We start from the raw sequence: 17,543 nt of genomic DNA on the forward strand, positions 1-17,543 counted from the left end.
CACAGAACAACGGGTGTCGTCGGTCAGGTTGCGGTGTCAGCCGCCGAAACGAGCGGGGGTAAAACGCGGCGGTAACGGGTGGCGTTAAAGCGCCGCGGTAACGGGCGGCTGTAAAACGCTGTGATCAGGAAAACCAGCGCCGGGCCCGACCTGCCTGTTCGGTCATCGCCCGTCGGTCGCGGGCGCCAAGCCCGGCCTGAAGACCCAACACGATCACAAGCGTCGCAGCGGTGACAACAATGGCTTCGACCATCGTCAAATCGCGATCTTGCGTTCGAGCCGCTCTTGCACCAGATCCGCGATATGCGCGGTCTCCACCGCGATCGGACCGCCATCCTTGCGGATGCGCGCAAGGCGATCAGCCGCCGTGGCAAGCGGCGCGTCACCGACGCTGCGGGCCACCCCGGCCAGAAATTGCGCAAGATAATCAAGCGAGCGCTCGTTGTCGGCCTCCCCCAGGACGTCAGCGGCATGGGCCATGTCGTCGCGGAAGGCCAGGATGTCAGGCACCACCGCTTCGTCCGTTACGGACCGTGGCCCCACCGGCTGCCGCTCTGCGGGCAGGTTGGTCAGGATGGCATTCTGAAAGGCCGCGAGAGAGGTGATCGGTTTGGCCAGGAACCCGTCGGCGCCGGCCTCAAGCGCGGTGGTCTGGGTATTTTCATCGCCGGAAATCCCCAGGATCACCGAAACCCGTGGCGTCGTGCTCGCCAGGCTGGCAATCAATTCACTGCCGGACCCATCCGGCAGCCCAAGGTCGATGATGGCGACAGAGGGCCGATAGACCTGAAGATGCTTTCGCGCTGATTTCAGACTGTCAGCGCGTCGGATTCGGGCACCGCTGCGCAAACACAAAAGTCGCAGCGCTTCACACGCGTAACGGCTGTCTTCGACCACAAGAATGGTCAATCCCAGAAGGGGGCGGCGACCATTGCCTAGCCGTGTTGCGGAGGCAAAGAGATCCGAATCATCCATGTCCTGATCCTCACTATTGGATAAACCAAAGTTATGGAGTCTGGGCTAACAATGCCTTAACAGGCCGTTCTGTGACGTCTGGACGCAGGTATAGGTGGCTGCGATCCGTCGGGTTGGCCTTGAAATATACGTGCGAATTTGATCTCTAACGCGTAATTTCATAACCCTACATAAGGACTTTGCTCATGATCGGACGATTGAACCATGTCGCCATCGCGGTGCCTGATCTGGAGGCCGCCATGGCCCAATACCGCGATGCATTGGGCGCCGACGTCGGTGCGCCGCAGGACGAACCGGATCACGGCGTGACTGTGGTGTTCATCGAGCTGCCGAACACCAAGATCGAACTGCTCTATCCCCTGGGCGAGGGCTCTCCGATACAGGGGTTTCTGGACAAGAACCCCTCTGGCGGCATCCATCATGTCTGCTACGAGGTCGAAGACATCCTTGCGGCGCGGGATCATCTGCGGGATCAGGGGGCACGGGTGCTGGGAACGGGCGAGCCGAAAATCGGTGCCCATGGCAAGCCGGTGCTCTTCCTCCATCCCAAAGATTTCAACGGCTGCCTGGTGGAACTCGAACAGGTTTGAGGCTAGACCGGCGCGGAGCCGGCAGACCCCGGTACAGAACAGAAGGAACGGCACATGGGTATCACCTCGGGCCTGGTATTATACGCGGTCATCTGGTTTTTGACCTTTCTGATCGTGATCCCGATCCGTCTGGAAACCCAGGGTGACCGGGGCAAGGTGGTGCCGGGCACCCACGCCGGTGCGCCGGAACGGCATTTCCTGAAGGCCAAGGCCTGGATCACCACGGGCGTGGCGGCGCTGATCTGGGTCGTTCTGGCTGGGGTGATCCTGTCCGGGGTGATTTCGGTCAATGACTTTGACTGGTTCAACAGGCTGCCAGACCGCCCCTGATAGCGCGTCTTGCGACGCCCGCCTTGCGACGCCCGGGGCAGGTCAGCTCCGCCGGGCAACCGCGTGAAAGATATGAGTAAAGGTCGCCGCCCCGAGGATCGGGATCAGCAGGTTGACCAGCGGCACCGAGAGCGGCATGGCCATCAGCACCCCCGCCGCCCAGATCATCGCGCCATGGCGGCGGCGCAGGCGCTTTGCCTCTACCAGACCGACCCGACGCGCGGCGGCCAGGGTGAAATACTCCCGCCCGAGCAGAAAGCCGTTCAAGCCCCAGAAAATGAACAGCGCCGCCGGTGCAAACAGCACGTAAAAGATCAGTGCCAGAATATTGGCGGTGATCAGCACGCCGAGAAAATTCACCGTGTCCTTGAACCCGTCCCAGAACGACAGTCCGGGCACGGGGGGCAGATGGGGGTAGTGTTTGGCCTCGACCGCCTCGGCCACCTCATCCAGAAACATCGATGTGATCGCCGAGGCCACCGGCACCATCAGGAAAACCGACAGCAGCATCATCAAGAAGAACGACCCGACCGACAGCAGGTCATTCAGCCAGGTGACTTCACCCAGGAACGGCAGGGCCGTGTCGGGGCCAACCAGCCATTGGATCAGCATCAACAGCGCCGCATAAGCGGCAATCAACAATGCAAAAGTCAGCCCGATACCGAGAAACAGCACCCGACGGAACCGCGGATCTCCGAACTGCCCCAGAGCCTTGGCAAACGCGGTGAAGATCATGCATCGACCCAGGTCGTAAGCGCATCGAGGTCCGGCCTTGGCCGGTCCGGCGGAACCGCGCCTTCGGTGGCAATATGGATCAGCCCGGCGATGCGTTCATGGGGCGCCAGGTCAAAAGCCGCCTCGCAGAACCCCCGGTCATGGCTCATCCAGCCCGACAGCCAATTGGCGCCCCAACCGGCTGCCAGCGCGGCGTTGAGCAACGCCAGACAGACGGCACCGGCGGAATAGGTCATCTCCAGCGCGGGCACCTTGGGGCTGTCCTTCTGGATTTCGACCACCACCACGGCGAGCTGTCCAAGGTCGAACTGGCTGCGGCCCTTGGCGATCTCCTCGGCGGGTTTGCCGAGCCGCTCTCCGGCCTCTTCGGTCAACTGGGCAAGCCGTGCCATGGCGCCTTTTTCGACCACGATAAACCGCCAGGGCTCCAGCTTGCCATGATCCGGCGTCCGTGCGGCGGCGGTCAGCAGCGGCCTCAATTCGGCACGGCTGGGGGCGGGCGCGACAAGCGTCTTGGCAGGACGGGACCGGCGGGACAGCAGAAAATCCAGGGCAGCATCATTGCGGGTCAGCATATGTAAAACCTCTTTACATCTTTGCTGCCCTATGTCGGACGGCAAAGGAGAGAGTTCAAGGGGTAAGATGCCGACCTGCCACGCTAACCATCGGATTGCAGCGCCAGCCGATAGACCCCTTCGGGCAGATCCAGCGCCGCGGCGAGGTCGCGCAATTGTTCTGGCGACAGGGTGAGCCGCTGGACCGTATTGGTCCGGGCATCGAACTGCTCGACAGTGATACATTCGGAAAACGCATTGATGATCACATCTTCGTTGAGCGGGGAATCGCCCTCGTCAACAAGCGTGATCACGGTGGAATCGAATTCATGCTCGATGGTAAACATAAGCCCAGTTTGCCACCGGTTTCAAAGCGCTGGCAAGCGGTCTTCGCGCGGCTGGGGCGAAACAGAGACGCCAAGCGGCGTCACTTGATTGCACCTGCAGCAAAAACCGGTCTAGCCTGCCGCCATGCCCAACCGGAAAGTCCCATGCGCCGCGTCTTGATTCTCTTTTTCCTCGGTCTCGCAGGCTGCGCCAGCCTTGCGCCGGTCGATCCCAGCTTCCGCAGCTTTGCGGAGGTGGCAGAGCGGGTCGAGCCGGTGGCCAGGGCCGAGTGTCTGGACAAAGACCCCAGCCGGAACTGCGATTTTCAGGTGCAGGTCGACCTGGACCCGGACCAGCCGCCGAACGCGTTTCAGACCGTGGATCGCAAGGGGCGTCCTGTGGTGATCTTTACCGCCTCCATGATCCAGAGTTTTCGCAACCGGGACGAAATGGCCTTTGTGATGAGCCACGAGGTCGCGCATCACATCCTGGGGCATCTGGACAAACAACGGCGCAACGCCATGCAGGGGGCGGTGTTCCTCGGGGAACTGGTCTCGCTCGAAGGGGGCACGGCGGAGGAAATCGCCAATGCGCAATATGTCGGCGCCGTGGTGGGGGCCCGCAGCTATTCCAAATCCTTCGAGCTGGAAGCCGATGCTATGGGGACCGTGATCACCCATCTGGCCGGCTATCGGCCCAGCATCGGCGTGCGGTTCTTTGAGGAAATTCCCGACCCGGGCGACAGTTTCCTCGGCACGCACCCCGCCAACCCGGACCGGATTTTGGTGGTCACCGAAACGATCCGCAAATTTCAGCTGAACTGAGGTCGCGAATGGCATCCCCCAAGCCCCCCGCGCCAGAGCTGTGCAAGCTCGGTGTGGTGCTGACAGATCGCGGGTCCAAATATGCCGTGACCGGTGCCGCCGTGTCCAGCCGGGCAGAGGTGGACGCCGTTTTGGCCACATTGAAACAGGACCGGTCCTATGCCAAGGCGACGCACAACAGTTGGGCCGCGCGCCTTCCCACCGGCGGGCTCAAGGCCGATGATGGCGAAAACGGTGCCGGGATGGTGATCCTGCGGATGATGGAACGGGACAATATCGAAGATCACGTAATCATCGTAACCCGTTGGTACGGTAGTAAAAAGCTTGGTGGAGACAGGTTCCGGCGGGTGCAGGACGCGGTGCGCGCCTATCTGACGCCGCGCTAGCGCGCACTCCCCGGGCTCCCATGCCCATGCCCATGCTCATGCCTGTGCCACTGCCTGTGAAGGCGGCTGTGGCGCAGGGGGACTGGCGTGCGGGCAGATGCACCACGCCGACGACCTCAGCGCGCGACGGCGCGCCGGATGGCACGGCGCAGGTCGCTCTGTTCGATCGGTTTTCTCAACACCTGGCCACTGAACCGCTGGCTGAGATCATCGCGTACCTCGTTGGAAATATAGCCAGACATCAGAATGGCCGGGATCGTGGGGTGATTTTCAGCGAAGAGGCCAACCAGGTCGTTGCCCTGGATATGGCCGGGCAGGGCAATATCGGACAGCAACAGGTCCGGAAGGTAGTCGCCGCTCAGAAGCGACAAGGCTTCCTCGGCCGTGTCGGCAAGAACGACCTCATGCCCGTCGCGGCGCAACTGACGCGCGATGACCAGCCCCACTTCGCGCATATCTTCGACGACAAGAATGCGGAGCGCGGGCGCCGCCGAGATCTCGGCCTCCTGGGGCGGCGCAGAGGACGGCGCGGCAGCGGTGCGGACAAAGGGCAACAGCATGGTGGCCACCAGCCCGCCTTCGGGATGGCAGCGCAGCGTCAGGTCTCCGCCGGATTGGCGGCAGAACCCCTCGACGACAGAGAGGCCAAGGCCCGAGCCATCGCCAAATTTCTTGGTGGTGTAAAAGGGTTCGGTGACGCGGGCGATCTCTTCGGGTTTCAGGCCCGGCCCGGTGTCCTTGACCTTGATCGCGACATATCGGCCCGACATCAGGTCGGACTGGGGGAATTTATCCAGGAAATCTTCCCGGTTCAGGTCCGTCACACAGGTTTCCACGTGAATGCTGCCGCCGTGGGGCTGGGCGTCGCGGGCGTTGATCAGCAGATTGAGCAGCGCCTGTTGGAAACCGGTGCCATCGACATGGACAATGGCGTTGCGCTCCCTGATTTCGACGCTCAGGGCCAGATTGGCGGGGCGCAAACGGCTGAACATGCGCATCGCAGAGTCGATCAGATCCTCGGATCGTGCCTCGACCGGATTGAGCATGGACTTGCGCCCATAGGCCAGCAGCTGACTGGTCAGGTCGGCCCCTTGCCGTGCGGCGTTGATTGCGGCCTGCAGGTATTCCTTGTGTTTGTCGTCATCCGGGTCTTCGTCAAACAGCTGCAGGTTGCCCATGATGACCGCCAGTGTGTTGTTGAAATCATGGGCAACCCCACCGACCAGTTTGCCCAACCCCTCGGCGTGTTGCGACCTCAGGGTGGCAATTTGCTGCTCCTTGTGGGCGCGTTCGATCTCGCGCAATTTGCGCCGGACGGCGTCCGCTTCGATCTGACCCGCGTTGCTCTGACGCGCGAAAATCACTGCGGCGGCAAAGGTCGTTGCGATCATGATATAGGTCAGGATCGCGGCGCGCATGTCGGGGTTGAAGATGTCGTGTCGCGAGGCGATCAGCGCTGTCATGGTAAAGGTGATCGGACCAGTCACAATGACCGGGATCAGATGTCTGATCATCTCGCCGCCGATCTGATCGGCCAGGATTGTTCTGACCCACCCCTTGTTCGGCTGCGCCAGCAACAGCGCCAGATTGAGCAGGAACAGGGTGATCGCGGTATGCAACGCCATTTCCGTGTAAATCGTCGTCGCAAACAGCGCATCGGCATTGAACAGATAGCCCAGCATGGGCACCGCCGAGATTGTGATCCCCAGCGTGCCCAACAGGGTGATGGTGTGTCGGCCAAATGCATTCGGAAGGCACATCGCCAGCAGCCCGGTGGCCAGGGTCAGACTGGCGCCCGCAGTCGCAAGCGACATTGCATCGCGCGTTGCTCCGTTGCCCATGGCGAGCGGATGGAAAACGCGACTAAGCCCCACCAGCACGATCAGCCAGATGAAACCGGCAAGGAGCGCTGGGACAATTCGTAATTTGCGCGCAAGTCTTCCATGAATGGCCACGCCGCCCGCAATGACGCAGAGCGCGGTTTCCGGAACCATGGCGGGGTAGCCCGGTTGAATACGCTTGAAAACATCCAGGTCGAAGAGCCAGCCAAGGATCAGCGTGGCCAGACCGATTGCAACACACAAGAGGGACAGACCCAGACCGATACGACGGGATGTTCTTTGTCGTGCGTAGGACGTGCCGTCGCCATTCTGCAGCAGGCTGGGGACAGAATCTTGTTGTCGCATCGGATTCCAGACAATTTTTGACTCAGAAACAGCAGCGGTAAGCGAATCTTTAAAAATTAGTCTACGATACAACTTAAATCCGTATCAGTCAGCAGGTCAAACACGGTGGAGGCGATGCCCCCCCGGCAAACAGGCCCTGCGCAACCCGCGCCCAATCCGCGCGCAACCCCGCGCCCAATCCGCGTGCAGCGCGTGCCTGTCCCGCGCAGATGGTGCGCGCGGGACCAAAGCGTGGCGATTTTGCGGGCCTGCGTCAGCCCGCCAGATCGGGAAACATCTCCGCCAGCGCCTCGGCAGTGGCGGCGCAAATGCCGCGCTCTGTGATCAACCCGGTGACCAGCCGGTTGGGCGTCACGTCAAAGGCGGGGTTGGCGGCCGGGGTGCCCTCTGGCGTGACCTGGATGACGCCAATCTCACCGCTGCTGGTGGTCCCCTGGACATGGGTCACTTCGCGCGGATTGCGCGCTTCGATGGGGATTTCGGACAAACCATCGGTCACGGTCCAGTCAATGGTCGGCGAGGGCAGAGCGACATAGAAGGGCACGTTGTTGTCCCGTGCTGCCAGCGCCTTGAGGTAGGTGCCGATCTTGTTGCAGACATCGCCTTGCCGGGTGGTCCGGTCGGTGCCGGTAATGACCATATCCACCTGGCCCTGCTGCATCAGGTGGCCGCCGGCGTTGTCGGTGATATAGCTGTGAGAGATGCCGTGGCTGCCCAGCTCCCAGGAGGTCAGGGCGCCCTGGTTGCGCGGCCGGGTTTCGTCGACCCAGACATGCAGCGGGATGCCGGCATCATGGGCCTGATACATCGGGCTTGTCGCGGTGCCCCAGTCGACGGTCGCGATCCAGCCGGCGTTGCAATGGGTCAACAGGCGCACCGGCTCCCCGACAGGTTTACGCGCGGCGATCTCGCGGATCAGTGTCAGCCCGTGTTCCCCAATGCGGCGGTTGATCTCCACATCCTCATCCGCGATCTCATGCGCGAGACGGAGCGCGGCGTCGGCCCGTGCGCTGGGGGGCAAGGGGGCAAGCGCCGCGCGGCTGCGATCGAGCGCCCAGCGCAGGTTGATCGCGGTGGGCCGGGTGGCATGCAGCAGATCCCAGGTGCGATCCAGCGCCGCATCGGACGGGTCCTGCGCCATGGCCAGGGCCATCCCATAGGCGGCCGTCGCCCCGATCAGCGGCGCGCCGCGCACATGCATATCGGTGATCGCGGTCGCATACTCGGCGACAGTGTCCAGCTGCTGGATGCGAAAATCATAGGGCAGCCAGCGCTGGTCGATGATCTGTAGCGCGGCTTTGGTGCTGTCCCACCAGAGCGAGCGATAGGGGGTGCCGTTGACTTTCATGACCTGTCTCTCCTGTTGTCGGCCCGATGGGCGCCGGCGGCCCATGGGGGCACTGCGGCGCCGGACCGCGACCGTTGCCATGTGATAGTTGCCCGGTTGCGGCGCGAAAAGAAGGAATTCGCCACGCTTTATCGGGCCTGTCGTCAAAACTTCACACAGAGCCGCCGAGTTGCGCGTGAACTTTCCACGCCAAGGGACTAGAACCACTGCAAAGATCCGAACAAGGAAGGTGCAGCCATGCGGTTGGAACGGGATATTGAACTGGCGCTGATCGAACTGGTGCGTGCCGCGGCGCGGGCTGAAATCATGCCGCGCTTTCGCAATCTGGGGGCAGGGGCGATCAAGGCGAAATCCTCGGCCATTGACCTGGTGACCGATGCGGATGTCGCTGCCGAGGCGCATATGTCCCGCGCAGTGTCACAGATCCTGCCCCAGGCCGTGGTGATCGGCGAGGAGGCCGTTTCGGAGGATCCGGGGCTGCTGGATCAGCTGCCCGGTGCCGATGTTGCTGTGATCCTCGACCCGATTGATGGCACCTGGAACTACGCCAACGGTCTGGCCACCTTTGGGGTGATTCTGGCCGTGACAGTGCGCGGGCAGACCGTGTTCGGCCTGCTCTATGATCCGGTGATGGACGATTGGGTGGAGGCCAGCCTGGGCGGTGGCGCTTGGTTTGCCGCGCCGAACCGAAGCCCGCAACGGCTGCAGGTCGCAGCGGAGCGCCCGTTTGAAGAGGCAACGGGGTTCCTGCCGCATTACCTCTTTCCCAAGGCCGAACAGCCACGGCTGACGCAGGGCATGGTCGCGGCGCGCCGGGTCAATGCCCTGTGCTGTTCCTGCCATGAATATCGGATGATGGCGCAGGGCCATGCGGATTTTGTCCAGACCGAGGGGCTGAACGCCTGGGACCATGCGGCCGGCGTGCTGGCCGCGACAGAGGCGGGGGGCTTTGCCCAGCTGGCCGATGGCCGCGCCTATGCCCCGACCCTCAGCCAGGGGCGGCTGACCGTCGCCACCAGCGCCAGCATGCGGGACGAGGTGATCGCCGCCTTTGGTCTGGGCACCTAGTCCCCCCTTGGCGGGCGGATGCCGCTGATCTAGGCTCCGCAGAACACAAGGGAGGCGCATTTCATGACGGAGCCCGGCACCACCGAGCCATTGGTCACGCGGCAGGACGAGGCCGCAGTTGCCATTCTGACACTGGCGCAGCCCAGAAGCATCAATGCCCTGTCGGAGGCGATGCTGATGGCGCTGCACGCCCGGCTGGATGAGATCGCGCATGACCGCAGCGTGCGGGCGGTGATCCTGCGCGGGGCTGGCGATCACTTCTGCGCGGGGCACAACCTCAAGGAAATGACGGCGGCGCGGGCCCAACCGGATGGCGGGTTCCAGTATTTTCAGGACCTCTTCGCGACCTGCTCTGGTGTGATGCAACGTCTTGTGGAACTGCCCCAGCCCGTGATCGCCGAAGTCTCCGGCATTGCCACGGCAGCGGGCTGCCAGTTGGTGGCCAGCTGCGATCTGGCCGTTGCCTCTGACGACGCGCGGTTTGCCACGTCTGGCGTCAACATCGGCCTGTTCTGTTCCACCCCGATGGTGGCGCTGTCGCGCAATGTGACACGCAAACACGCGATGGAAATGCTGCTGCTGGGCGATTTTATTTCCGCCCCCCGCGCGGCCGAGATGGGGCTTGTCAACCGGGTGGTGCCCCTGTCGGAGCTGGCCGCCGAAAGCCGCGCTCTGGCACGCCGGATCGCCGACAAATCCCCCGCCGCGGTGAAGATCGGCAAGCGCGCCTTTTACCAACAAGCGCAGATGCCCCTGGCCGAAGCCTATGCCTATGCGGGGCAGGTGATGGCCGAAAACATGATGGCGCAGGATGCCAAGGCCGGTATCAGTGCCTTCATTGACAAGACCGCAATGCCGGATTGGACCGGCGAATAGACGCCCGTGGCGCGCGCCAAAACGTCGCGCCATTGTTAACAAACCGGTTCCAACAGAGCGCCTTTCACCGCGGCGACCTCCCCTGTAGCAGAGCGATTCGCAGCCCCGGGGAGGCCATCCGGCCCGGGTTTTGCGAAACGGTTCTCGGGATCCATCGCGGATTGTGGCCAGAAGCGCGACAATTTCCGTCTCACAGGGCACTGGCCGTGGCGCCGCGCCGGGCGGATCATGGCCTGACGACTGTTTTCCCGATGGAAACAATGATACGTCGCAAGGTGGCTGTTCCGTACAATTTTCAGCTTTTTGTGTTAAAATTCGCCATCCTTTTGCTCTGAGTGCTATCCGTTCGATAGGAAATCAGAAACAATCCGCCGGGCGGGGCCGTGTTTCTGGCCAGAGAGAGCCGTTTTGTGTCCAGACGGGGCGAGCGTTAACTTTAAATTTGTCTTTGTCGGGGTCGGCCGCTTCGCTACTTCTAATTATGCGGTTTTGGAGAATATGTTGTTAACCTCTCCAGTCAGGTGCCGGGATCATCAAGGGAATTTCCCCGTTGCTCCCGGAGTAGGCGCCGCGTGTTAAGTCGTCGAGCAAAGGATCGACTGGTTTTTTGCTCGACGGTTTTTTTGAGATCGATACGGCACAGCCTGTTGGGCGGTCGTGAATAAATTAACTCTGTCCAGGGCTGGGCCGAGTGCCGGTATGCGGCCGAAGGAGTGAGCGGTATGGCTAAGAATTTTGATAATCCATATTCTGCAGACGTTGTGGGTCTATGGGATTTCCGCTCGGGGTATGAAACCGATGACAGTGGTCTGGGCGACGGGATCGCGCAGGATGGCACCCCGTCAGCGGATGCAACATTCGGCGGTGGCTGGCTCTTTACCAATGGCGGCAGCGGGCGGATGGATGTCGACGACGGCGACGACGCCTCCTTTGATCTGACCGAGGGCAGCCTGACCACCAGTTTCCGCCCCTATAGCTTTGGCCCCGGCGACCAGACGGTCGTTAGCCGTGGACTCGCCGATACGCCGGATGAATTCTTTGAAATCCGCGTCACGCCAGAGGGCGCGGTGGAGCTTTATCACGGCGATGACGGCGCCAGCGTGACGCTCGCGACCGACCCATCCTTTCTTGTCGTCGGCGATATCGTCAATGTGACCTACGGCTGGGGCGACGATGGCGTCACCCTGATCGTCGAGAACGAAACCCAAGGCACCAGCACCACGGTGTCCTCGGATGTTTCGGGCCTGTCCTTTGACATCACCGGCGACGATGAACAGAGCTTTGTCTTTGGCGCCCGCGAGACGACGGAAGGTACCTTTGATCAGGGGCTGGACGGCTCCATCGATTATGTCGCGGTGCTGAATGCGGATGTCACCGGCGAAGGGCTCGATGGGATTGTCGAAGGCACCGAGGGCGACGACCTGATTGATACCGCCTATCTTGGCGACCCTGAGGGCGACCGGATCGACGCCGGCGATGCCATTGATCCAACGGTTGGCCCGGACGATGATCTCGTCCATGCGGGCGGCGGCGATGACACCGTCGAGGCGGGGGCCGGCGACGACACGGTTCATGGCGGATCGGGCAGCGACAGCCTTGTGGGCGGCGCGGGCGACGATGTGCTAGAAGGTGACACCGACGCGCCGGGCGCGGGGGCAACCACCCGTGAAGTGTTCAAATGGGATCTGGCGCCGGATCCGGACGATGCCTCGCTGGTTGACAATGGCGACGAGTTGGACGGCGGATTTGACCAGGACACTGGCAACGTCAACGTCAGCTATAGCGTCACCGAATCCGAGGCGAGCCTCGAAAGCGCCTTTGACGATCGCGACCAATATGTCGGCAACATCGACACTGGCGGCGATGCCGCAGATGCCAACAGCAGCCTCCGGTCCAACCTGTTGACCGATGGCCAATCGGCTGAACATGCGCTGGATTTCTCTGATCCGGTCGAAAACGTTTCGTTCCGCGTCAACGACATTGACGGCGGCGGGGTGGTGCATGTCACGGCGTTTGACGCCAATGGCGACCCGGTCAAGGTCGTGCTGGCCGGTGGCCCGGCGCTGACAATGTCGGATGACGACAGCGTTGCCGGCGACGACACCGCGCGTGCGTCTGGAAACTATGCAGAGGCCACCAACACGACGACCTCGCTTCTGGTGACCATTCCGGGGCCGGTCTCGCGCATTGTCGTGCATCATTCCCAGGACGGCGATTCCGACTCGGGCGTGTTCCTGACGGATGTCTTCTTTGACGCGACCGTCGCGGACAGCAGCGTCAGCACACCCGGCGACGATACGCTGGATGGCGGCGAAGGCGATGACACGCTGATCGGCAACGAAGGTGACGACTCGCTCACCGGCGGCGACGGCAGAGATTCCGCCGATGGTGGTGACGGCGATGACTATATCGACACCTCCGGTTCTGCGCCGGCCGTCGACCGTGGCTTTCCCGGCTATGATGGCACCACACCGGCGATCCCGGCCATCACCCCGGATGCGGATCCGTTGGACGACCGTGATACGGTCACCGGCGGCGCGGGCAATGACACGATCTATACCGGCGATGACAATGACCTGATCGACGGCGGCGCGGGCGACGACTTTATCGACGCCGGGATCGACGACGACACGGTCACCGGTGGTGATGGAAATGACGAAATCATCGGCAGCGAAGGCTCTGACAGCCTGATGGGCGGCGCCGGTGATGACACCATCTATGGCGGGCTTGACCCCGACTTCCCGGATGGGCTGAACATCACCGATGATGGATCTGACGGGCGCGATGCCGATCCCGATCCGACCAATGGCAGGGATACCATCGACGGCGGCGACGGCAACGATCTGATCTACGGTCAGGACGATGACGATCTGATCTCTGGCGGCGCGGGCGATGATACCATTGACGCCGGGATTGACGACGACACCGTCGATGGCGGTGCGGGTGCGGATGTGATCACCGGCGGCCACGGGGCGGACAGTCTCAGCGGCGGCGATGATCGGGATACCTTCATGGGGGCGACCGATGGTGACACGATCGACGGCGGCTCTGGTGGTGACGATTATGACATTCTCGACCTGACAGGTCAGAACTTTGAATATGTGTCCCGGACGGCGGATGCGGATGGTAACAGCTACTCCGGCACCATCAACCTGCTGGACGGTGACGACAGCGTCATCGGCACCTTTGAATTCTCGGAAATCGAGCAGGTGATCCCCTGTTTCACGCCGGGCACGCTGATCGCCACGCCACAGGGCGAACGTCGGGTCGAAGAGCTGCAGGTCGGCGACCGGATCATCACCCGCGACAATGGCATCCAAGCGATCCGCTGGGTCGGTCATCGGGAACTGGATCGCGCTGATCTTGCCGGTGCGGGACATCTGCAGCCGGTGCTGATCCGCCAGGGTGCGCTTGGCAATGGCCTGCCGGAACGCGACATGATGGTCAGCCCGAACCACCGTGTTCTGGTCGCCAATGACAAGACGGCGCTGTATTTCGAGGATCGCGAAGTTCTGGTTGCGGCCAAGCATCTGACTGGCCTCAAGGGTGTCGATGCGGTCGAGACCTCTGCCGTCACCTATATCCACTTCATGTTCGATCAACACGAGGTGGTGCTGTCCGATGGAGCCTGGACCGAAAGCTTCCAGCCGGGTGATCTGACCTTGCGGGGGCTGGACAACGCCCAACGCAACGAGATTTTCGAGTTGTTCCCGGAGTTGAAAACCGACCAGGGCCGCGCGGCCTATTCTGCGGCGCGTCGCTCGCTGAAGAAACACGAAGCGAAGTTGCTGCTCCACTAAGGTGCAGTCCACTTTCAGAACACAGAGTGAGGCAGGTCCCGGGACCTGCCTTTTTCTGTTCCGCGCTCTCAGCTCAGGGTGCCCGTGCCCGCGTTCGTGTCTATGTCTGTGACTGGCGGTGACGCCAGGCAGACCAGGCTTCGGGTGTGTCGAGATCGGTCAGAGCCTGGGCTGCGGGCAGGGGAACCAACTGGACGCGTTCGCCCTGCAGGACAGCGCGCGCGCCGGTGTCGCCGCGCAGGGCTGTCAGTGCCGCGAAACAGCGGTGCGGAAACAATACCGGATGACCGGGACGGATCTCGCCATCGGCGTCCGTCCCGGTTGCTCGCAAAATCGGCCCCTCCGGCCCGTCAAAACGATCAGCAAGTGCCAAAAAACTATCGCAGGTCAATTCGGGCATATCCGCCGGCAACAGAAGGACGCCCTGCGTCGTTGCAGGGAGCGCAGCAACCCCGCGTCGGATTGATGCCGCCATCCCCTCGGCGGCGTCGGGGACCACGACCCTCCGTGCGTCTGACGCTGCGGCGGCACGAGGATGGTCGAGCGCGGGAAGCGTGACCCAGACCGGCAGCGTCGTCGCCCGCGCCTCGCGGATCAAATGGGTCAGGAGCGGACGCCCCGATATGTCCTCCAAGAGCTTGTCGCCCCCGCGCATCCGCGAAGAGGCGCCCGCCGCAAGAAGAAGAATGGCAAGGTCTTGGGGCAAGGTCTTGGTCCTGCTGGCTGCGGTTTGTGGCGGTGCGCGGTGGTGGCACTGCCGGGGCCAGATTGCGCAATTGCGCGTGTCCTGCCAACCACAAAGGTCAGCATTTCTGCCCTATTGTTTCGCGCGCGAAACAATAGGGAACCGGTTCTGTCGCAAACGTTGCGCCCGCCCTTGGGGCAATCGCACGGTGGGGCGGCAACAGGGGGCGAAACAGGTCAGTAACTCTGACCTTCTTTGCTGTTCAGCCCCGCATCCGAGTGCCATCGGTGTCAAACAACGGCTCTGCCAGCAGCCTGGCGGCGTGCCTCTTGCCGAGAATTTCGATTTCGACCTCCAGCCCGTCGGCAATACGATCAACGGGCAGGAAGCCCAGCGCAATGGATTTTTGCGCATAGTGGCTGTAGCCGCCGGAGGTACAGAACCCAACCACGTCGCCGTCGAGCCAGATCGGCTCGTAGGCGACCACATCGGCGTCCTCGGCGGAGACCTCAAAGGCGCAGAGCTTGCGGTTCACACCGGTAACACGCTCGGCCTCGGCGGCGGAACGGCCAATGAAATCAACGGGTTTCTTGAAGGATATAAAGCGATCCAGACCGGTCTCGGCTGCGGTGTAATCCGGTGAGAACTCTGACAGCCAGGAGCCAAAGAACTTGTCCAGACGCAAGCTCATCATCGCCCGCATCCCGAAGGGTTTCATGCCGTGGCTTTGACCCGCGCCCCAAAGCGAGGTCCAGAGTGCGCGCTGGCTGGGCAAATCGCAGTAGATCTCATAGCCCAGATCACCGGTATAGCTGACCCGTTGCACCAGGCAGTCCACCATGCCCACCGTCAGGCGACGCACATCGAGGAAGCGCATATCGGAGATGTCGCTGCGCGTGCAGGCCTGTAGCACCTCGCGTGCCTTGGGGCCTGCAATCTGAAAGCCGTTCACCTGATCCGAGACATTGTCGATGGTGACACCTGCGTCGCGGTTCTGCAGGAACCAGCGCATGTGGTAGGCCTGCGCGCCATAGGAGGCGGTCAGCTGGAAGTCATCCTCTGCCAGACAGGAGATGGTGAAATCCCCGATCAGGCGGCCCTTGGGCGACAGCATTGGCGTCAGGCTGAGGCGGCCCTGCTGCGGCACCCGTCCGGCCATGATCCGGTCGAGCCAGGCACGTGCCCCGGCGCCCTTGACGCGATACTTGCCGAAGTTGTGAATCTCATTGATTCCAACAGCTTCACGGACGGCCTTTACCTCGCGCGCGGTGGCGTCAAAGGCGTTGGAGCGACGGAACGACGGGGTCTCGTAGCGGGCCTCGCCCTCGGCGGCGAAGTAGTTTGGGATCTCGGTGCCGTATTGGTGGCCCCAGACCGCGCCCATGCTGTCAAAGATGTCGTACATCGGCGTGGTGCGGAAGGGGCGCGCGGCGGGCAGTTCCTCGTTCGGATAGGCGATGGAGAACCGTTTCTGGTAGTTTTCAACCACCTTGGGGCGGGTATAGCCCGGTGTGATCCAGGTGCCGAAGCGGGCCACATCCATCGCCGCCGTGTCGCGTTCGCATTCGCCCTCGACCATCCATTGCGCCAGCATCAGGCCAACGCCGCCGCCTTGCGAAAAGCCCGCCATCACGGCGCAGGCCGACCAATAGTTGCGCACCCCCGGCACCGGCCCCACCAGCGGGTTGCCATCGGGGGCAAAGGTGAAGGGGCCGTGGATCACCGATTTGACGCCAGCTTCGGCCAGGGCCGGGAAGCGTTTATACGCGAATTCAATGCTTTCTTCGATCTTGTCAAAGTCGTCGGGCAGCAGCTCATGGCCAAAATCCCAAGGTGTGCCATCGACGGCCCAGGGGCGGCAGGGCTGTTCGTAAAACCCGATGCAGAGGCCGCGACCTTCTTGCCGCAGATAGCTTTCGCCTGCCGGGTCCATCACATGCGGATGCTCACCGCCGCCGTCGATGATCTCAGCAACCATCGGCACCTCGTCGGTGACGATATACTGGTGCTCCATCGGGTGCAGCGGGAAGTAGATGCCCGCCATCGCGCCGACCTCGCGCGCCCAAAGCCCACCGGCGTTGACAATATGTTCGGCGTGAATGGTGCCCTTGTTGGTGACCACATCCCAGGTGCCGTCGGGGCGCTGGTTGGTCTCGATCACCTTGCAATGGGTCTCGATCGTGGCGCCGCCCATGCGCGCGGCCTTGGCATAGGCGTGGGTGGTGCCGGAGGGATCAAGATGCCCATCCAGCGGATCATATAGGCCGCCGACAATGCCGTCGATATTGGTGACAGGGGCGATTTTCTTGATTTCCTCGGGGCTTACGATCTCTGTCTCAAGCCCCATGAAGCGGTGCTTGGCGCGCTCCGCCTTGAGCATGTCGAAGCGCTCCTGCGTGTCTGCCAGCGTCACGCCGCCCACGTGGTGCAGGCCGCAGGACATGCCGGTGATGGCTTCCAGCTCCTTGTAGAGCTTGATGGTATAGCCCTGAAGCGCCGCCATATTGGTGTCGCCGTTGAGGGTGTGAAAGCCGCCTGCCGCGTGCCAGGTGGAGCCGGAGGTCAGCTCGGACCGCTCGATCAGCATCACATCGGACCAGCCGAGTTTCGTCAGGTGATAAAGGACGGAGCAGCCGACGACGCCGCCGCCGATGACGGCCACTCGGGTGGTGGTTTTCATAGGTGAGGACTCCCTGTCAGGATCGCGTTGGCCTTCATTCTGGACACTTATGCCCAGTCGTCCAGTCAAAAAGCGACCATAGATGTCGTCACCCCGCTTCGAGGGGGTGTCTCCCGCCCGTTTGCTGACCCTTTGGGGCCAGTCTCCGGTTGGGCATGGCGCCGCGCGCCCCGGAGGGG

Annotated in this window: 16 protein-coding genes; 7 read left to right on the forward strand and 9 right to left on the reverse strand. The window is 62.5% G+C overall.

The features are described from left to right. Positions 1–124: 124 nt before the first annotated feature. Both TRIHO_RS24280 and TRIHO_RS06235 read right to left on the reverse strand, forming a co-directional pair. Positions 125–259: a hypothetical protein gene (locus TRIHO_RS24280; protein ID WP_269745350.1), complete on the reverse strand. Its 135-nt coding sequence runs from the start codon at positions 257–259 to the stop codon at positions 125–127. Beyond that, complete coding sequence (locus TRIHO_RS06235) at positions 256–975, reverse strand: response regulator (protein ID WP_068241330.1); 720 nt, start codon at positions 973–975, stop codon at positions 256–258. The genes TRIHO_RS24280 and TRIHO_RS06235 overlap by 4 nt, the downstream gene beginning before the upstream one ends. A gap of 185 nt (positions 976–1,160) precedes the next feature. Between TRIHO_RS06235 and mce the strand changes: the two genes are divergently transcribed. Both mce and TRIHO_RS06245 read left to right on the forward strand, forming a co-directional pair. Next, positions 1,161–1,565 (forward strand): methylmalonyl-CoA epimerase, encoded by a 405-nt coding sequence (gene mce, locus TRIHO_RS06240; protein ID WP_068241332.1) that lies wholly within the window; start codon positions 1,161–1,163, stop codon positions 1,563–1,565. Between the two features lie 54 nt (positions 1,566–1,619). Beyond that, positions 1,620–1,895, forward strand: a complete 276-nt coding sequence (locus tag TRIHO_RS06245; RefSeq protein ID WP_068241334.1) for a DUF1467 family protein — start codon at positions 1,620–1,622, stop codon at positions 1,893–1,895. Positions 1,896–1,937: 42 nt separating this feature from the next. On the opposite strand, the gene TRIHO_RS06250 is transcribed toward TRIHO_RS06245, so the two are convergent. The 3 genes from TRIHO_RS06250 to TRIHO_RS06260 all read right to left on the reverse strand — a co-directional run bounded on the left by TRIHO_RS06250 (position 1,938) and on the right by TRIHO_RS06260 (position 3,531). Beyond that, a complete protein-coding gene (locus TRIHO_RS06250; RefSeq protein ID WP_068241337.1) occupies positions 1,938–2,630 on the reverse strand; it encodes an EI24 domain-containing protein in 693 nt (230 codons plus the stop codon). Continuing rightward, entirely contained in the window at positions 2,627–3,205 is a 579-nt protein-coding gene (locus TRIHO_RS06255; RefSeq protein ID WP_068241339.1) for a nitroreductase family protein, read from the reverse strand. The genes TRIHO_RS06250 and TRIHO_RS06255 overlap by 4 nt, the downstream gene beginning before the upstream one ends. An 83-nt stretch (positions 3,206–3,288) precedes the next feature. Continuing rightward, complete coding sequence (locus TRIHO_RS06260) at positions 3,289–3,531, reverse strand: phosphomannomutase (RefSeq protein ID WP_068241341.1); 243 nt, start codon at positions 3,529–3,531, stop codon at positions 3,289–3,291. A gap of 144 nt (positions 3,532–3,675) precedes the next feature. Between TRIHO_RS06260 and TRIHO_RS06265 the strand changes: the two genes are divergently transcribed. Then, entirely contained in the window at positions 3,676–4,335 is a 660-nt protein-coding gene (locus TRIHO_RS06265) for a M48 family metalloprotease (protein WP_068241343.1), read from the forward strand. Between the two features lie 8 nt (positions 4,336–4,343). Next, positions 4,344–4,721, forward strand: coding sequence for a YigZ family protein (locus tag TRIHO_RS06270; RefSeq protein ID WP_068241345.1), 378 nt, complete (start codon positions 4,344–4,346; stop codon positions 4,719–4,721). 116 nt (positions 4,722–4,837) lie between these two features. Here TRIHO_RS06270 and TRIHO_RS06275 read toward each other — a convergent pair whose 3' ends face one another. After that, complete coding sequence (locus TRIHO_RS06275; protein ID WP_068241347.1) at positions 4,838–6,907, reverse strand: ATP-binding protein; 2,070 nt, start codon at positions 6,905–6,907, stop codon at positions 4,838–4,840. 253 nt (positions 6,908–7,160) lie between these two features. Further along, positions 7,161–8,255, reverse strand: coding sequence for an S-methyl-5-thioribose-1-phosphate isomerase (gene mtnA, locus TRIHO_RS06280; RefSeq protein ID WP_068241349.1), 1,095 nt, complete (start codon positions 8,253–8,255; stop codon positions 7,161–7,163). Between the two features lie 237 nt (positions 8,256–8,492). Here mtnA and TRIHO_RS06285 point away from each other — a divergent pair, with 237 nt between their 5' ends. The 3 genes from TRIHO_RS06285 to TRIHO_RS06295 all read left to right on the forward strand — a co-directional run bounded on the left by TRIHO_RS06285 (position 8,493) and on the right by TRIHO_RS06295 (position 13,999). Next, positions 8,493–9,323 carry an inositol monophosphatase family protein gene (locus TRIHO_RS06285; protein WP_068241351.1) on the forward strand — a complete coding sequence of 277 codons (831 nt, stop codon included), beginning with the start codon at positions 8,493–8,495 and terminating at the stop codon, positions 9,321–9,323. A 63-nt stretch (positions 9,324–9,386) separates the two neighbouring features. Beyond that, positions 9,387–10,199, forward strand: a complete 813-nt coding sequence (locus tag TRIHO_RS06290) for an enoyl-CoA hydratase (RefSeq protein WP_068241353.1) — start codon at positions 9,387–9,389, stop codon at positions 10,197–10,199. A 722-nt stretch (positions 10,200–10,921) separates the two neighbouring features. Beyond that, entirely contained in the window at positions 10,922–13,999 is a 3,078-nt protein-coding gene (locus tag TRIHO_RS06295) for a Hint domain-containing protein (RefSeq protein WP_068241355.1), read from the forward strand. A 100-nt stretch (positions 14,000–14,099) separates the two neighbouring features. Here the strand turns inward: TRIHO_RS06295 and TRIHO_RS06300 are convergent, their stop codons facing one another. Next, the gene (locus TRIHO_RS06300) at positions 14,100–14,705 is read right to left on the reverse strand and encodes a nucleotidyltransferase family protein (protein WP_269745351.1); all 606 of its coding nucleotides are present in this window, start codon (positions 14,703–14,705) and stop codon (positions 14,100–14,102) included. Positions 14,706–14,946: 241 nt separating this feature from the next. After that, entirely contained in the window at positions 14,947–17,364 is a 2,418-nt protein-coding gene (locus TRIHO_RS06305) for a GcvT family protein (protein ID WP_068241357.1), read from the reverse strand. Positions 17,365–17,543 lie beyond the last annotated feature (179 nt).

The organism is Tritonibacter horizontis (genome assembly GCF_001518015.1).
GTDB classification, from domain to species: domain Bacteria; phylum Pseudomonadota; class Alphaproteobacteria; order Rhodobacterales; family Rhodobacteraceae; genus Epibacterium; species Epibacterium horizontis.

What these genes read in the sequence shown, in the direction of transcription:
- TRIHO_RS06235 (WP_068241330.1), bottom strand. Translation starts at nt 975, where the DNA reads ATGGATGATTCGGATCTCTTTGCCTCCGCAACACGGCTAGGCAATGGT.
- mce (WP_068241332.1), top strand. Translation starts at nt 1,161, where the DNA reads ATGATCGGACGATTGAACCATGTCGCCATCGCGGTGCCTGATCTGGAG.
- TRIHO_RS06245 (WP_068241334.1), top strand. Translation starts at nt 1,620, where the DNA reads ATGGGTATCACCTCGGGCCTGGTATTATACGCGGTCATCTGGTTTTTG.
- TRIHO_RS06250 (WP_068241337.1), bottom strand. Translation starts at nt 2,630, where the DNA reads ATGATCTTCACCGCGTTTGCCAAGGCTCTGGGGCAGTTCGGAGATCCG.
- TRIHO_RS06255 (WP_068241339.1), bottom strand. Translation starts at nt 3,205, where the DNA reads ATGCTGACCCGCAATGATGCTGCCCTGGATTTTCTGCTGTCCCGCCGG.
- TRIHO_RS06260 (WP_068241341.1), bottom strand. Translation starts at nt 3,531, where the DNA reads ATGTTTACCATCGAGCATGAATTCGATTCCACCGTGATCACGCTTGTT.
- TRIHO_RS06265 (WP_068241343.1), top strand. Translation starts at nt 3,676, where the DNA reads ATGCGCCGCGTCTTGATTCTCTTTTTCCTCGGTCTCGCAGGCTGCGCC.
- TRIHO_RS06270 (WP_068241345.1), top strand. Translation starts at nt 4,344, where the DNA reads ATGGCATCCCCCAAGCCCCCCGCGCCAGAGCTGTGCAAGCTCGGTGTG.
- TRIHO_RS06275 (WP_068241347.1), bottom strand. Translation starts at nt 6,907, where the DNA reads ATGCGACAACAAGATTCTGTCCCCAGCCTGCTGCAGAATGGCGACGGC.
- mtnA (WP_068241349.1), bottom strand. Translation starts at nt 8,255, where the DNA reads ATGAAAGTCAACGGCACCCCCTATCGCTCGCTCTGGTGGGACAGCACC.
- TRIHO_RS06285 (WP_068241351.1), top strand. Translation starts at nt 8,493, where the DNA reads ATGCGGTTGGAACGGGATATTGAACTGGCGCTGATCGAACTGGTGCGT.
- TRIHO_RS06290 (WP_068241353.1), top strand. Translation starts at nt 9,387, where the DNA reads ATGACGGAGCCCGGCACCACCGAGCCATTGGTCACGCGGCAGGACGAG.
- TRIHO_RS06295 (WP_068241355.1), top strand. Translation starts at nt 10,922, where the DNA reads ATGGCTAAGAATTTTGATAATCCATATTCTGCAGACGTTGTGGGTCTA.
- TRIHO_RS06305 (WP_068241357.1), bottom strand. Translation starts at nt 17,364, where the DNA reads ATGAAAACCACCACCCGAGTGGCCGTCATCGGCGGCGGCGTCGTCGGC.